General features: G+C 72.4%; 14 protein-coding genes. 8 read left to right on the top strand and 6 right to left on the bottom strand.

Annotation, left to right across the window (positions count from 1 at the left end):
* The first annotated feature begins 105 nt into the window (after nt 1-105).
* The 5 genes from I3F54_RS05415 (at nt 106) to I3F54_RS05395 (ending at nt 5,087) form a co-directional block, all read left to right on the top strand.
* Nucleotides 106-1,635 carry an aldehyde dehydrogenase (NADP(+)) gene (locus tag I3F54_RS05415; RefSeq protein ID WP_240117446.1) on the top strand — a complete coding sequence of 510 codons (1,530 nt, stop codon included), beginning with the start codon at nt 106-108 and terminating at the stop codon, nt 1,633-1,635.
* A 103-nt stretch (nt 1,636-1,738) separates the two neighbouring features.
* A complete protein-coding gene (locus tag I3F54_RS05410) occupies nt 1,739-2,347 on the top strand; it encodes a DUF1349 domain-containing protein (protein WP_240117445.1) in 609 nt (202 codons plus the stop codon).
* Between the two features lie 79 nt (nt 2,348-2,426).
* The gene (locus I3F54_RS05405) at nt 2,427-2,936 is read left to right on the top strand and encodes a GNAT family N-acetyltransferase (protein ID WP_240117444.1); all 510 of its coding nucleotides are present in this window, start codon (nt 2,427-2,429) and stop codon (nt 2,934-2,936) included.
* A 273-nt stretch (nt 2,937-3,209) separates the two neighbouring features.
* A complete protein-coding gene (locus I3F54_RS05400) occupies nt 3,210-3,926 on the top strand; it encodes a DsbA family oxidoreductase (RefSeq protein ID WP_240117443.1) in 717 nt (238 codons plus the stop codon).
* Nucleotides 3,927-4,034: 108 nt separating this feature from the next.
* A complete protein-coding gene (locus I3F54_RS05395; RefSeq protein ID WP_240117619.1) occupies nt 4,035-5,087 on the top strand; it encodes an aminotransferase class V-fold PLP-dependent enzyme in 1,053 nt (350 codons plus the stop codon).
* A 61-nt stretch (nt 5,088-5,148) separates the two neighbouring features.
* On the opposite strand, the gene thpD is transcribed toward I3F54_RS05395, so the two are convergent.
* Genes thpD through ectA form a run of 4 tightly spaced genes read right to left on the bottom strand, consistent with a single transcriptional unit; the run spans nt 5,149 to nt 8,325 of the window.
* Nucleotides 5,149-6,048, bottom strand: a complete 900-nt coding sequence (thpD, locus tag I3F54_RS05390; protein WP_240117442.1) for an ectoine hydroxylase — start codon at nt 6,046-6,048, stop codon at nt 5,149-5,151.
* Between the two features lie 5 nt (nt 6,049-6,053).
* Nucleotides 6,054-6,458 carry an ectoine synthase gene (locus I3F54_RS05385; RefSeq protein WP_240117441.1) on the bottom strand — a complete coding sequence of 135 codons (405 nt, stop codon included), beginning with the start codon at nt 6,456-6,458 and terminating at the stop codon, nt 6,054-6,056.
* A gap of 53 nt (nt 6,459-6,511) precedes the next feature.
* Entirely contained in the window at nt 6,512-7,783 is a 1,272-nt protein-coding gene (ectB, locus tag I3F54_RS05380; RefSeq protein ID WP_240117440.1) for a diaminobutyrate--2-oxoglutarate transaminase, read from the bottom strand.
* A 26-nt stretch (nt 7,784-7,809) separates the two neighbouring features.
* Entirely contained in the window at nt 7,810-8,325 is a 516-nt protein-coding gene (gene ectA / locus I3F54_RS05375; RefSeq protein WP_240117439.1) for a diaminobutyrate acetyltransferase, read from the bottom strand.
* Between the two features lie 1,070 nt (nt 8,326-9,395).
* On the opposite strand from ectA, the gene I3F54_RS05370 reads away from it, so the two are divergent.
* The 3 genes from I3F54_RS05370 to I3F54_RS05360 are packed head-to-tail and all read left to right on the top strand — an operon-like array spanning nt 9,396 to nt 11,871.
* The gene (locus I3F54_RS05370) at nt 9,396-10,247 is read left to right on the top strand and encodes an ABC transporter substrate-binding protein (RefSeq protein ID WP_240117438.1); all 852 of its coding nucleotides are present in this window, start codon (nt 9,396-9,398) and stop codon (nt 10,245-10,247) included.
* Nucleotides 10,244-11,080: an amino acid ABC transporter permease gene (locus I3F54_RS05365; protein WP_240117437.1), complete on the top strand. Its 837-nt coding sequence runs from the start codon at nt 10,244-10,246 to the stop codon at nt 11,078-11,080. Before I3F54_RS05370 ends, I3F54_RS05365 begins: the two co-directional genes overlap by 4 nt.
* Nucleotides 11,077-11,871 (top strand): amino acid ABC transporter ATP-binding protein, encoded by a 795-nt coding sequence (locus I3F54_RS05360; protein WP_240117436.1) that lies wholly within the window; start codon nt 11,077-11,079, stop codon nt 11,869-11,871. The genes I3F54_RS05365 and I3F54_RS05360 overlap by 4 nt, the downstream gene beginning before the upstream one ends.
* Before the next feature lie 7 nt (nt 11,872-11,878).
* Here I3F54_RS05360 and I3F54_RS05355 read toward each other — a convergent pair whose 3' ends face one another.
* Both I3F54_RS05355 and I3F54_RS05350 read right to left on the bottom strand, forming a co-directional pair.
* The gene (locus tag I3F54_RS05355; protein WP_240117435.1) at nt 11,879-12,829 is read right to left on the bottom strand and encodes an SCO1860 family LAETG-anchored protein; all 951 of its coding nucleotides are present in this window, start codon (nt 12,827-12,829) and stop codon (nt 11,879-11,881) included.
* A 281-nt stretch (nt 12,830-13,110) separates the two neighbouring features.
* Nucleotides 13,111-14,205, bottom strand: coding sequence for an amidohydrolase family protein (locus I3F54_RS05350; protein ID WP_240117434.1), 1,095 nt, complete (start codon nt 14,203-14,205; stop codon nt 13,111-13,113).
* Nucleotides 14,206-14,515 lie beyond the last annotated feature (310 nt).

Raw genomic sequence — 14,515 nt, 5'->3', positions numbered from 1 at the left:
GAGAGTGCATTCACCATCAGAGACGGCGTTCAGTATATCGAACGCCCTGCTGGGTGATGTCAGTCCTGCGGCAGCGAATGCGGCAACACAGTGGAGGGACCCGCGGTGGCAGCAGCACCAGTCTGGAGCGTCGACCCGCGAACCGGGAAGCAGCGCGAGCAGGTGGCGGTGGAGGCCACGGCCCAGGAGGTGGACGCCGCCGTCAGGGCCGCGCACGCCGCACGCGATGCCCTCGCCGACCGGGCGGTGCGCGCCGCCTTCCTGCGCGGTGCCGCCACCCGCCTGGAGAAGGCCCGGGACCAGCTCGTCGAGGCGGCGGACGCCGAGACCGCACTCGGTCCGCTCCGGCTGACCGGAGAACTGGCCCGCACCTGCCACCAGTTGCGCGCCTTCGCGGACATCGTCGACGAGGGTGCCTTCCTCGACGTGGTCATCGACCACCCCGACGACACCGCCACCCCGCCCGTCCCCGACCTGCGCCGCCTCAAGGTGCCGCTCGGTGTGGTCGCCGTCTACTCCGCGTCCAACTTCCCCTTCGCCTTCTCCGTCCCCGGTGGCGACACCGCCAGCGCGCTCGCCGCGGGATGCCCCGTCGTCGTCAAGGCCCACCCCGACCACCCGGCCCTGTCCGAGCTGGTCGCCAAGGTGCTGCGGACGGCCGCCGCGCAGCACGGCCTCCCCGGGGGCGTGCTCGGCCTCGTCCACGGCTTCGAGGCGGGCGTCGAGCTGATCGGGCATCCACTGGTCGCGGCGGCCGGCTTCACCGGGTCGGTCCGCGGCGGACGAGCGCTCTTCGACGCTGCCGCAGCCCGTCCTGTACCCATCCCCTTCCACGGTGAGCTGGGTTCGCTCAACCCCGTCGTCGTCACAGAGGCCGCGGCCACCGAGCGCGCCGCGGCCATCGGCGCCGGCCTCGCCGCCTCGATGACCCTGGGCGTCGGCCAGTTCTGCGTGAAGCCGGGCCTGGTGCTCGTGCCGTCCGGCGCGGCCGGAGACGGGCTGGTCAAGTCGCTCACGGACGCCGTCAGCGACACCGAGGCCGGTGTCCTGCTCGATCACCGGATGCGGGACGACTTCGTCGCCGGAGTCGCCGAGCGCGCCCAACTCCCGGACGTGGAAGCCCCGGTGACGCCCGGCGCCGGCAGCGAGCACAGCGTCAGCGCCGGTTTCCTGACCGTGCCGGCCGGCCGCCTGGCCGCGACGGGGGAGTACGACCTGCTGCTGGAGGAGTGCTTCGGCCCGGTCACCGTCGTCGCCCGCTACGACGACGAGGACGAGGTCGCCGCCGTGCTGTCCCGGCTGCCGGGGAACCTCACGGCGACCGCGCAGCTGTCCGGGGAGGAGGCGGCCGGCCGGGGCCGCGGCGCGGAGCTGCTCGCCGAGCTGACACCGCTTGCCGGGCGGGTACTGGTCAACGGCTGGCCGACCGGCGTCGCCGTCGCGCCCGCCCAGCACCACGGAGGGCCCTACCCCGCGACGACGTCGACGTCGACGTCCGTGGGCGGTACGGCGATCGAGCGGTGGCTGCGCCCGGTCGTCTACCAGAACGCGCCTCAGGCGCTGCTGCCGGCCGAGCTGCGGGACGACAACCCGCTGGGACTGCCCCGCCGGTTCAACGGACGGCTGGAGCGGTAGGCCGCGCACGGACGGCGCCGCCCGCGCGCGGCCCCGTCCCCAGGGACGGACGGGCTCCCGCCCGGGCGGTCCGGCGCGGCGCCGCTCCTGGGAGAATCCGCTCATGGACGTGGAACTCCCCGAACTCCCCTTCCCTCTGCGGACCTACGGCCCCGACGGACACTGGTCCTACGAGGGCGGGGTGCTCACCGGATGGGGCGGGGGCCGGCAGGACCGGTTCGTGCCGCCCATCGGCGAGGGCCTGGAGCCGGCTTCCGACGCGCCCCGCCTGCTCGGGGCGCCCGAGGGGGACTTCCAGCTGGTGGCGAGGGTCACCGTCGGGTTCAACGCGGCGTTCGACGCGGGAGCCCTCTACGCCCAGGTCGCCGAGCGGGCCTGGGCGAAGCTGTGCCTGGAGTACTCCCCGGACGTGCTCACCGTCCGCTCGGTGGTGACCCGGGGGCACTCCGACGACGCCGGGGCCTTCACCGTGGACGGCAGTTCGGTGTGGCTGCGGGTCAGCCGGACGGGCCGCGCGCTCGCCTTCCACGCCTCCCGGGACGGCAGCCGCTGGACGTTCGTGCGGTTGTTCACCCTGGGTGACGAGCGGCAGACCTCCGCCGCCCTGGTCGGCTTCATGACGCAGTCGCCGCTGGGCCAGGGATGCGTGGTGACGTACGACCACCTCGCCTTCAAGGGGAGTTGGCCCGACGACCTCAGGGACGGAAGCTGAGCAGGAACGTCACCGCACCAGGGGCCCGCACCGGACCGCCGCGGGAACCCCGGTGCGGCCGCCCCGCGTCCCGCCTCACATGAACGAAGTCGCCCCCGCCGGTCCCCGGCTGATCCGCACCGTCCTGACCGCCGAGGTACCGGACGTCGCCGCCCTGCACGCCCGGGCCCGGGCGACGTACCGCCCGGACGGCCCGCCGGACGACGGGACCGACTGGCCCGCCGCCTGGCGGGAGGCCGTGGAGCGGACCGACGGGCAGGTGCTGTGCGCCGTGGAGCGGGGCCGCCTCGCCGCCGTCGCCTCCTTCCGCAGCCCGCGCGGCGGCGACCCGCGCACGGTCGCGCTGCACCAGTTCCACGTCGACCCCCACCGGTGGCGCACCGGCATCGGCACGGCCCTGCACATCGCCTGTGTGGAGATGTGGCGCGCCGACGGCCGGCACACCGCCGTCCTCGACGTGCGCGCGGACAACCGGCGCGCCCGGGCCTTCTACGCCCACCAGGGCTGGGTCCCGGACGAGGGGCACTCGCCCGCCGCGGACGGTCACCACCTCCGCCTCCGCCTTCCTCTCCTTCCCGCCGGGAGGTGACCGGGCCCTGCCCACGGCCCCGCGGGTACGTCCGAGCGCGGCTGTCCCGGCAGGTCGTCCCGGCAGGTCGTTCCAGCAGGTCTTCGAGCGGGTTCTCGGGCAGGTCACCGGGCGGGTCACCGGGCGGGGGGGAGGAGGAGCCGGGCGTGGAAAGAAGCGGGGCCCTCGGGAATGAAGCGACCTGCCCGAACGTTTCAGCCCGGGTGCGGAGAGAGTCTCCGCATGGGCGGAGGGCGCCTCCGTGAAACGGACAGGCTGGAGAGAACCGAGCACATGCGCGTCGAGATCTGGAGCGACATCGCCTGCCCCTGGTGCTATGTGGGCAAGGCCCGCTTCGAGAAGGCGCTGGAGGCGTTCCCGCACCGCGCCGCCGTGGAGGTGGTGCACCGCTCCTTCGAGCTCGACCCGGGCCGCGCACCGGGCGACACCGGCCCGGTCATCCCGATGGTCGCGCAGAAGTACGGCATCAGCGAGGCACAGGCCGAGGCCGCCGAGGAACACCTGGGCGTCCAGGCCGCCGCCGAGGGCCTGGACTACCGCACCCGGGGCCGGGACCACGGCAACACCTTCGACATGCACCGCCTGCTCCACCATGCCAAGGGGCAGGGCCGGCAGGACGAACTGGTCCAGCTGCTGTACCGGGCCAACTTCGCCGAGGAGCGGTCCCTGTTCACCGAGGGCGACGAACGACTGGTGGATCTCGCCGTCGAGGCCGGCCTGGACGCGGAGGCCGCCCGCGCGGTGCTCGCCGACCCCACCGTCCACGCCGACGACGTCCGCGCCGACGAGCGCGAGGCCGCCCGGCTCGGTGCGACCGGTGTGCCCTTCTTCGTGCTCGACGGCAGGTACGGCGTCTCGGGGGCCCAGCCCGCCGAGGTCTTCGCCCAGGCACTGACCCAGGCGTGGGGCGAGCGCTCTCCGCTGACCCTGGTGGACCAGGGCGGCGCGGACGCCTGCGACCCGGACGGGTGTGCGGTGCCGCAAGCCTGACCGCACCCGGGAACGCCGCAGGTCGGGGGGCACCCATAAGCAGTTCTTGGCCACAGCGCGTAGAAGAACGCCATGGACTTGGAGAAGCTCAGGGCCCACAGTGGTCCCATGGAGACCTTCGAGAGCCTCGTCCGCGCCGAGTTCGCACCGAAGAACACCTATCTCAACACCGCGACCAGCGGGCTGCTGCCGGTCCGTACGGTGACCGCGCTGCACCATGCCGTGCAGATCCGGGCCGACGGCCGGCCGCTCGACCCGCTGTTCGAGGACGTGGAGACGTCCCGCGCCGCCTTCGCGCGCATCGCCGGCGTCCCGGTCCACCGGGTGGCGGCCGGCACCTCCGTCGCCGCGCAGACCGGGCTCATCGCCGCCGCGCTGCCGGTGGGCGCCGAGGTCCTGACCGCGGAGGGCGACTTCACCTCCGTCGTGAACCCCTTCCACATGCGGGGCGACCTGACGGTGCGGACCGTACCGCTGGAGCGCCTCGCCGAGTCCGTGGGGCCCGGCACCGCACTCGTCGCGGTCAGCGCCGCCCAGTCCGCCGACGGGCGGATCGCCGACCTCCCGGTGCTGCGCGAGGCCGCCCGCACCCACGGGGCCCGTACCTACGTCGACTTCTCGCAGGCGGCCGGATGGCTGCCGATGGACGCCGGAGCGTACGACTACGCGGTCGCCACCTGCTTCAAGTGGCTGCTCGGCCCGAACGGGGTGGTCTTCCTCGTGGTGCCGGAGGACCACGGAGGCCTGACCCCGCTGCTGGCCGGTTGGGTCGCGGGGGAGAACCCCTGGGACAGCTGCTACGGCCCGGTCGAGGAACTCGCCCGCTCCGCACGGCGGTTCGACGTCAGCCCGAGCCTGCTCTCCTACCCGGGGCTGCGCCAGTCGCTGGCGCTGATCGAGGAACTCGGCGTGGAGGCCGTCCGCGCCCACGACCTCGCGCTGGCCGACCGCTTCCGCAAGGGCCTCGCCTCCCTGGGCCACGAGGCGCTCCCCGCGCCCGGCTCGCCGATCGTCTCCGTGCCCGGACTCGGCCGCCTGCGGGCGGAGCTGAGCGCCGCCGGCATAGAGGTGTCCGACCGCGCGGGGAACCTGCGGGCGAGCTTCCACCTGTACAACACCGAGCAGGACGTCGACCGCCTGCTGGACGTGCTGTCCGGCTGACGGCACAGGAGCGGGCCGGGGCCCCCGCGTGGGGCCCCGGCCCGCTCCCGGGGCGAGGCGCCTACTTCACCGGGGTGAAGTCCCGCGCCCCGATGAACTCCGGTCGCCGTACCGGCGCCGCGAACGGTTCCACCGCAGCGTTCTCCACGCTGTTGAACACGATGAAGACGTTGCTGCGCGGGAACGGCGTGATGTTGTCGCCGGAGCCGTGCATGCAGTTGCAGTCGAACCAGGTCGCCGAGCCCGCGCTGCCGGTGAACAGCTGGATGCCGTGCTCACTCGCCATCGAGGTCAGCGCCTCGTCGGACGGCGTGCCCGCGTCCTGCATCTGCAGCGACTTCTTGTAGTTGTCCTCGGGCGTGGCGCCCGCGCACCCGAGGAACGTCCGGTGCGACCCGGGCATGATCATCAGGCCGCCGTTGGTGGCGAGGTTGTCCGTCAGCGCGATCGAGACGGAGACGGTCCGCATGTTCGGCAGCCCGTCCTCGGCGTGCCAGGTCTCGAAGTCGGAGTGCCAGTAGAAGCCGCTCGCGCCGAAGCCGGGCTTGACGTTGATGCGCGACTGGTGGACGTACACGTCCGAGCCGAGGATCTGCCGGGCGCGGCCCACGACCCGCTCGTCGTGCACGAGCTTCGCGAACACGTCGCTGATCCTGTGCACCTCGAAGACCGAGCGGATCTCCTTGGACTTCGGCTCGACGATCGACCGTTCGTCGGCGCGGATCGCCGGGTCGGTGACCAGGCGGTCCAGCTCGCGCTTGTAGACGGCCACCTCGTCGGGGGTGATGAGCCCGTCGATGGCGAGGAAGCCGTCGCGCTCGTATCCCTTGAGGTCGGCCGCGGCGATCGGGCCCGGGGCGTCGGGGGAGCCCCAGACGACCGGGTCCTGGCGCGGGACGGTCACCTCGGTGGTGCCGCGCGTGGGGTAGAGATCGGTGACGTTCGCAGTGGTCGCGGTCATCGTGGTCACACCTCCTCGGGCTCGGTGAGCAGCGGGTAGACGCCGTTCTCGTCGTGGTCCTCCCGGCCGGTCACGGGCGGGTTGAACACGCAGATGCAGCGGAAGTCCTCCTTGACCTTGAGCGTGTGCCGCTCGTGGCCGTCCAGGAGGTACATGGTCCCGGGGGTGATGACGTGGGTGGCCCCGGTCTCGTGGTCGGTGAGTTCGGCCTCGCCCTCCACGCACACGACGGCCTCGATGTGGTTGGCGTACCACATGGACGTCTCGGTCCCCGCGTACAGGATCGTCTCGTGCAGGGAGAAGCCGACCCGTTCCCGGGCGAGCACGATCCGTTTGCTCTCCCAGGTGCCGGACGCGGACTTCACATGCCGGTCGGTTCCTTCGATGTCCTTGAACGAACGGACGATCACGGTGGTGCGATACCTCCTTGGATCGGGATGTGTGACAGGGACGGCCGGGACGGTCAGGCGGTCTCGCGGACCGCGCGGGCCAGGGTCTTCATGCCCTCGTCGAGTTCCTCGGCCGTGATGGTCAGTGCCGGCAGCAGCTTGACGACCTCGCTCTCGGGGCCCGAGGTCTCGATCAGCAGCCCGAGCTCGAAGGCGCGCCGCGCGACACGGTCGGCCCGGTCCTTGTCGTGGAACTCCAGGCCCCACACCAGGCCGCGCCCGCGGTACTCCTTCACGTCGGGCAGGTTCTCCTCGCAGATGGCGATGAGCCACTGCTCGACCTGCTCACCGCGGGCCTGGGTCTGCTTCTCCATCGCCGGACCGTCGGTCCAGTAGGCCTCCAGCGCGGCCGTGGCGGTGACGAACGCCGGGTTGTTGCCGCGGAAGGTGCCGTTGTGCTCACCCGGCTCCCACAGGTCCAGCTCCGGCTTGAACAGGCACAGCGACATCGGCAGCCCGTAGCCGCTGATGGACTTGGACACGGTGACGATGTCCGGGGTGATGCCCGCCTCCTCGAAGGAGAAGAAGGCACCGGTGCGCCCGCAGCCCATCTGGATGTCGTCGACGATGAGCAGCATGTCCTGCCGCGCGCACAGCTCCGCCAGGCTGCGCAGCCACTCGGGACGGGCGACGTTGATCCCGCCCTCGCCCTGCACCGTCTCGACGATCACCGCGGCCGGGCGGTTGAGGCCGGACCCCTGGTCCTCCAGCAGCCGCTCGAACCACAGGAAGTCCGGCACCTGCCCGTCGAGGTAGTTGTCGAACGGCATCGGCGTGCCGTGCACCAGCGGGATGCCGGCGCCGGCGCGCTTGAAGGCGTTGCCGGTGACGGCCAGGGAACCCAGGGACATGCCGTGGAAGGCGTTGGTGAACGACACGATCGACTCGCGCCCCTTCACCTTCCGCGCCAGCTTCAGCGCGGACTCCACGGCGTTGGTGCCGGTCGGACCGGGGAACATGACCTTGTACGGCAGGTCGCGGGGGCGCAGCACCAGGTTCTGGAAGGACTCCAGGAAGGCACGTTTGGCGGTGGTCGACATGTCGAGGCCGTGGGTGACCCCGTCCCGCATCAGGTAGTCGACCAGGGCCCGTTTCAGGACCGGGTTGTTGTGCCCGTAGTTCAGTGAGCCGGCGCCGGCGAAGAAGTCCAGGTACTCGTGGCCGTCCTCGTCGTACATCCGGCTGCCCCGGGCGCGGTCGAACACGGTGGGCCAGCCGCGGCAGTAGCTGCGTACCTCGGACTCCACGGTCTCGAAGACGCTGAGGTCGGGCTGGGTGATGGTCACGGTGAATCGCTCCTCAATGCGGCTGGTCAGTGCGACGGGCGGGTCAACGGGCCGATGCGGTACAGGACCTCGGGGTCGTGCGGGCCGTCCGGGAAGAGCCCCGTGTCGAACAGGACCTCCCTCTCGACGGTGGCGCCGTGGCGTGCGGCGAACGACGTGAACAACCGCTCCGAGGCGGTGTTGCCGGGGGTGATGGTGGTCTCGACGTCCGTGATCGGGTGCTCGGCGGCGAGCCGGGCGGTCAGCCCGTCGAGCAGCCTGGCGGCGAGGCCCCGGCCTCGGTACGCCGCGTCGACGGCCACCTGCCAGACGAGCAGGGTGTTCGGGCGCTCCGGCCGCACGTACCCGGTGACGAACCCGGCCGGCTCCCCGTTCTCCCCGCGGGCCACCGCCGAGGTGGCGGCGAAGTCGCGGCACCACAGCAGATAGCTGTAGGAGGAGTTCAGGTCGAGGGCTTCGGAGTCCTTGGCGATGCGCCAGAGGGCGGACCCGTCCGCCACCGACGGACGGTCGATGAGCAGGTCTGCTTGTGCGGCAGTCATGCGAATTGAATTTACCGAGAGAAATGCAAAATTGCATGGACGGTCAGGGTTCTCAGCGTGCGGCTTCTGTGTTATCGCGCGGGCGCGCGCAGGCGCACGATCGACCGGCGAGATGTACCGTTTTGCCGTGGATGAACTCCGCAAATCGACCGCTCTGTGGAACGGGTCACAACTGTGTAACCCTGTTGAGATCCGCCTGAATTACGTTGCCAAGGGTTCGTGAATCGTTGTGTTTAGGATGGTGAGAAGCGGGCAGAAGAACATGGGAAGCTACCCATCGAAATAGTTCTCGAAAAGCGGGAAAAGAATTTCGAAACGTGCCGGATTCGCCGCGCCCCGAGTAATGCGCCCTCAGCGTCCGGACGTCAAGCGGTCGGCCCGCGGCCCGGCGCCGTCAGGGCCGTGCCGGGCCCGCGACCCACGCCTCCCGCGGGACGGGCTCCGTGCTGATCGGGACCACCGCGTCCCGGTGGAGCAGCGCGCCGGTGCTCCCGCGTCGCCCGGCCGGTCTCGGTGGCCGGGCCGGTGGGTGCCGGTCGCCACCTCCGCGTGCACCAGCGGTACGAAGCCGGTCTCCGGGCGCCCGGCCGGCGTCGCCCGGATCTCCTCCGCCGTCACCGCCGGGTGGAACGCGTCGGCAGGTCGACCGCCGTGGCGCCGAAGTCCCGCGGCCGGCTCCTGATGGCCTGCCCGTAGGGGCCTGTGATCACGTTCGGCGCGGTCGTGCCGGGCCCGGCGGTCGCCGGGATCGCACCCTTTCGCCGGCGGCGGTCGCCTCGCCCTGCATGGTCACGACGTCCTGCTCGGTGTGCGGCGGCCGGTCGCTCGGTCCTCGATCGACGCCGAGTGCGCCGCGCCGAGCGGGGCCGGCTCCGGGGGCGGGTGTGTCGCAGGCGGTGCTCTCCTCTGCCGCGGGGGAGGCGTCGAGGCCCGGGGTTCACGGCTCGTCCGCCTCGCCGACCGGAGACTTCTTAGGTGGTGAGGCCTCGTGGCCATGGGTTTGGTTTGAGGTACTCAAACTTCTCCTTATAATCAGAACCCAAACGTTTCCTCACTCAGAGAGGCCCCCCGTGAAGACGCTCTCCGGGCGCCGGACCCGCCTGCTGGCCGCCACCACCGCGACGGCCGGCCTGATGCTCGTGGCCGCCTGCACCTCCACGAACAGCGGCACCAGTGGCTCCGACACCGCCGCCGGCGGCGTCCAGCTCGTCGAAGCGGGCCGGCTCACCACCTGCACGCACCTGCCGTACCCGCCCTTCCAGTCGGAGATCGACGGCAAGGTGCAGGGCTTCGACGTCGCCCTCGTCGACCTGGTCGCCGAGGACCTCGGCGTGCAGCAGAAGATCCTCGACACGCCCTTCGAGAACTTCAAGACCGGCGCCTTCCTCAACGCCGGCAAGTGCGACGTCGCCGCGGCCGGTATGACCATCACCGACGAGCGCAAGAAGCACGTCGACTTCTCCGTGCCGTACTTCGACGCCACCCAGGCCGTCCTGGCCGGCAAGGGCAGCGGCGTCGGCTCACTGGCCGACATCAGGTCCCAGGGCGTCAGGCTCGGTGCCCAGGCGCAGACCACCGGCGAGGACTACGCCAAGGACAAGGGCCTCGACCCGGTCTCCTTCGAGTCCTCCGACGCCGTCCTCAACGGGCTGCGCACCGGCCAGGTCAAGGCCGTGATCATCGACTACCCGGTCGTGCAGGGCTGGCTGAAGGACAAGGCCAACGCCGACGCCTTCCAGGTCGTCGACAACCTCCAGACCGGTGAGCAGTACGGCTTCACGGTGAAGAAGGGCAACACCGCGCTGCGCGAGGCCGTCGACAAGGCGATCACCGACGCCAAGGCGGACGGCACCTACAAGAAGCTGTACGAGAAGTGGATCGGCCCGTACGACGCGACCGCGGCCTCGCCCTCCGCCTCATGACGGCCACGGAGGTGAAGCAGGACCGGCCGCGGGCCAAGGGCCTCACCCGGCGCCGCAAGCGGCGGCTGTCGCGCGGCCTGCAGTACGCGGTCTTCGCCGCCGCCGTGATCGCGCTCGCGGCCACGGCCGACTGGGGCCGGCTGCAGAACCAGTTCGCGGAAGCCGACATCGCGCGGCAGATGTTCCCGGACGTCGTCACGCTGGCGCTGAGGAACACGGTGCTCTACACCGTCGCCGGCTTCGCCGTGGCGGTCGCGCTCGGCCTGCTGCTCGCGCTGATGAGACTGTCGTCCGTGGGGCCCTACCGCTGGGTCGCCGGCGTCTACGTCGAGATCTTCCGGGGGCTGCCCGCCCTGCTGATCTTCATCTTCATCGGGGTGGCCGTTCCGCTGGCCTTCCCCGGCAAGGAGATCGTCGGCGGCACCTACGGCAAGGCGGCGCTCGCGCTCGGTCTGGTCGGTGCCGCATACGTGGCGGAGACGCTCCGGGCGGGCATCCAGGCGGTGCCCCAGGGGCAGATGGAGGCGGCCCGCTCGCTAGGCTTCTCGCCCGCGCGCGCCATGGTCTCGATCATCATCCCGCAGGCGTTCCGCATCATCCTGCCGCCGCTGACCAACGAGTTCGTCATCCTCTTCAAGGACTCCTCCCTGGTGCTGCTCCTCGGCGTCACCCTGGAGGAGCGCGACCTGTCCAAGTTCGGCCGCGATCTGGCCAGCACGACCGCCAACTCCACCCCGATCCTCGTGGCCGGCCTGTGCTACCTGCTGGTGACGGTCCCGCTCGGCTTCGTCGTCCGCCGCCTGGAGGCCAAGGCCCGGGAGGCCGCCCCATGACCCGCCCCGAGATCCGGATCGCCGACCTGCACAAGTCCTTCGGCGACAACCAGGTGCTGCGCGGCATCGACCTGGAGGTCGGCCGGGGCGAGGTCGTCTGTGTCATCGGCCCGTCCGGCTCCGGCAAGTCCACGCTGCTGCGCTGCGTCAACCTGCTGGAGGAACCGACCACGGGCCGGGTCTTCGTCGGAGACCGGGAGGTCACCGACCCGGACGTCGACATCGACGCCGTACGCCGCCGCATCGGCATGGTCTTCCAGCAGTTCAACCTGTTCCCGCACCTGACGGTGACCGAGAACCTCACCCTGCCGCAGCGCCGCGTGCTGAAGCGGAGTGCCGCCCGTGCGGCCGGGGTCGCCGCGGAGAACCTGGCCCGCGTGGGCCTGGCGGAGAAGGCGGACGCCTACCCGTCCTCCCTCTCCGGCGGGCAGCAGCAGCGGGTGGCCATCGCCCGGGCGCTGGCGATGGGCCCGGAGGTGATGCTCTTCGACGAGCCCACCTCGGCCCTCGACCCGGAGCTGGTCGGCGACGTGCTCGCGGTCATGCGCATGCTGGCCCGGGAAGGCATGACGATGATGGTGGTCACCCATGAGATGACCTTCGCCCGGGAGGTCGCCGACCGGGTCGTCTTCATGGACGGCGGCGTCGTGGTGGAGGACGGCACCCCCGCCCAGGTCATCGGTGCCCCCCGGCACGAGCGCACCCGCCACTTCCTCTCCCGCCTCCTCGACCCGGCGATGGCCGAGGTCGAGGAGGGGACCCCGGAAGGGGCGGGGACACCCGAGGCCTAGCCGCCGGTCAGGTGCGGCGGCGGGCCAGCACCAGCGCGCCGCCGCCCGCCACCAGCAGCGCCACCGCGCCGCCCGCGACGTACGGCGTCACCGGGCTGCCACCCGTCTCGGCCAGTCCGGCCCGCCCGACCTCCGCCGGCGCGGCGGCCTGCTGCGCCTCCAACGCGCCGGCCGACCCGCCGGCCGGGGCCGACCCGGACGGCCCCTGGGACGCGTGCGGTGCCGCCGCCGTCCCCCCGGGGCTGGTGCAGGAGGCCTTCGCGAGCGACAGCTCGCCCTCGACCTCGGCCACGTTGAGCTTGAGCGGGTTGATGGACACGTCCAGTTCGAGGGCGGTCGCGGCGGCCGTCCGGGAGGCCGTCCTCCGCTGGGACAGCTCCAGCCGCACCTCACCGACCCCCGGCACCTTCACCCGCGTCGGACCGCCGGCGGTGAGGGTCACCCGCTTGCCGAGGACGGTGACACTCCCCACCACGTCGGCCCGTGCGACCGGTGCCTTCCCCGCCTCGCAGACGGCGCTGGAGGTGACGCCGTCGACCTCGATGAGGGACAGCAGCGGCAGGCCGGGGACATGGAGCCTGGCATGGGCGAGCTCGGTCCGCGCCTCGGCCTTGTGGTCGTCGACCGTGGCCCGCGCCGACGCGACCTCCGCGCTCAGGACGCTGAAGGGCTGCCCGCCGTCGACGCCGTCGAGCCGCGCCTTCAGCGCCGTCCTGTCGGCGCTCCGCGGCGCCCGGACCTCGTTGAGGGAGACCGCGAGGGGGACGTTCACGGTCTTGTCGAGCAGGGCCACGTCGAGGCCGGTGCGCAGGACGGCGGCGCTCGCGGACCCCTGGTCGCCGGTCGCGTGGGCGGGGCCCGCGCCGGCCACGGCCGCGGGACCGGCGGTCAGGGCGGTGGCCGCGGCGGCGGCGGCGAGGCGGCGGCGTGCGGGCATACGGATGGTCGTTCCGTTCACGGTGTGGGACCCCCAGAGGAGACATGCTTGGGACCCCGCAAGGATTACGCACGAAGAGTGAACGGACCGCGATCCTGCGTGACTTCACCCCAAAGGGGCTTTTCCGGGACTGTTTTCGATTCTTCTGGCACGCCCGTTCCCGTGGAGGCTGCTGATTCCCCCACAGGGAGGGCGCGCGAGGCGTGCGCCTGAGACTCGCGCGGTGGTGCCGAGCTCTTCGAGCAGGGACCCCCGGAGCACGCACCGGACGCCGCTCCTTGACGGGCGAACGTCACCTCCCCCTAACCGACGACACGCCCGTCCAGCACGACCCGGCGCGGCGCGGCCAGCACCCGCACGTCGGCCCGCGGGTCGCCCTCGTACACCACGAGGTCCGCCGGGGCCCCCTCCTCCAGCGCCGGGCGTCCCAGCCAGGCGCGGGCACCCCAGGTCGTCGCCGACAGCGCCGCCACCGGCGGGATCCCGGCCGCGACGAGTTCGGCCACCTCGCCCGCGACCAGGCCGTGAGCGAGGTGGCCGCCCGCGTCCGTGCCGACGTACACCGGGACGCCCGCGTCGTAGGCGGCGCGCACGGTGTCGTAGCGGCGGGCGTGCAACCGCCGCATGTGGTCCGCCCACGCCGGGTACCGCCGCCCGCCGCCCGCCGCGAGCTGAGGGAAGGTGGCGATGTTCACCAGCGTCGGCACGATCGCGACGCCCCGCTCCGCGAAGAGCGGGATGGTGTCCTCGGTGAGGCCGGTGGCGTGCTCGATGCAGTCGATGCCCGCCTCGACCAGGTCCCGCAGGGAGTCCTCGGCGAAGCAGTGGGCGGTGACCCGGGCGCCGAGCCGGTGCGCTTCGGCGATCGCCGCCGTGACGGCCTCTCGCGGCCAGCAGGCGGAGAGGTCCCCGAGGTCGCGGTCGATCCAGTCGCCGACCAGCTTGACCCAGCCGTCGCCGCGCCGGGCTTCCTGCGCCACGTACGCGACGAGCTGCTCCGGCTCGATCTCGTGGGCGTAGTTGCGCATGTAGCGCCGGGTCCGGGCGATGTGGCGGCCGGCCCGGATGATCCTCGGCAGGTCGTCTCGGTCGTCGACCCAGCGGGTGTCGGACGGCGACCCCGCGTCCCGGATCAGCAGGGTCCCCGCCTCCCGGTCGGTGAGCGCCTGCTTCTCGGCCACGTCCACGGGTACCGGCCCCTCCGGGCCGAGCCCCACATGGCAGTGGGCGTCGACGAGTCCGGGCAGCGCCCACCCCTCGACCGTGCGTACGTCGCGGGCCCCGGCGGGCCGCTCGAAGGACACCCGCCCACCGATCACCCACAGGTCGTCCCGCACGTCCTCGGGTCCGACCAGAACCCGCCCCTTCACCCGCAGCACCGCGTGATCGTCGCTCATGCGCGACACCCTAGTGCGGTACCGCGGCACCCCGGCAAGGTGCCCGTTTCCGCCGCTGAGAGGGGGGCGGGAGGGGCTGGAGAGGCAGGGGCCGGGGACGGGAGCCGGGCGGGAGGCCCGGGACGCCCGGGGGCGTGAACAGAGGGCGCCTTCCCGAGCCGTGAGGTGCGGTCGCGCCCGGGGGACGCCGCGCCGTCCCGGCCCGGGCGACGCGTCCCGTACCCGGCCGGGCGGACAGACCCCTGGGCGCGGCAAGGTCCTCCGGGGCGCGACGGCGGCCGGCCGCTCGCACCGCAGCCCGGCCGGGGCG

Origin of the sequence: Streptomyces sp. MUM 2J (assembly GCF_022414535.1) — a bacterium.
GTDB lineage: Bacteria > Actinomycetota > Actinomycetes > Streptomycetales > Streptomycetaceae > Streptomyces.
The sequence above is the reverse complement of the archived record's forward strand: the minus strand, read 5'-3'. Positions and strand labels throughout refer to the sequence as shown.

Coding starts and splice junctions, on each gene's coding strand:
- I3F54_RS05400 (WP_240117443.1), top strand. CDS start 3,210: ATGCGCGTCGAGATCTGGAGCGACATCGCCTGCCCCTGGTGCTATGTG.
- I3F54_RS05350 (WP_240117434.1), bottom strand. CDS start 14,205: ATGAGCGACGATCACGCGGTGCTGCGGGTGAAGGGGCGGGTTCTGGTC.
- thpD (WP_240117442.1), bottom strand. CDS start 6,048: ATGACCGCGACCACTGCGAACGTCACCGATCTCTACCCCACGCGCGGC.
- ectA (WP_240117439.1), bottom strand. CDS start 8,325: ATGACTGCCGCACAAGCAGACCTGCTCATCGACCGTCCGTCGGTGGCG.
- I3F54_RS05410 (WP_240117445.1), top strand. CDS start 1,739: ATGGACGTGGAACTCCCCGAACTCCCCTTCCCTCTGCGGACCTACGGC.
- I3F54_RS05405 (WP_240117444.1), top strand. CDS start 2,427: ATGAACGAAGTCGCCCCCGCCGGTCCCCGGCTGATCCGCACCGTCCTG.
- I3F54_RS05395 (WP_240117619.1), top strand. CDS start 4,035: ATGGAGACCTTCGAGAGCCTCGTCCGCGCCGAGTTCGCACCGAAGAAC.
- I3F54_RS05365 (WP_240117437.1), top strand. CDS start 10,244: ATGACGGCCACGGAGGTGAAGCAGGACCGGCCGCGGGCCAAGGGCCTC.
- I3F54_RS05360 (WP_240117436.1), top strand. CDS start 11,077: ATGACCCGCCCCGAGATCCGGATCGCCGACCTGCACAAGTCCTTCGGC.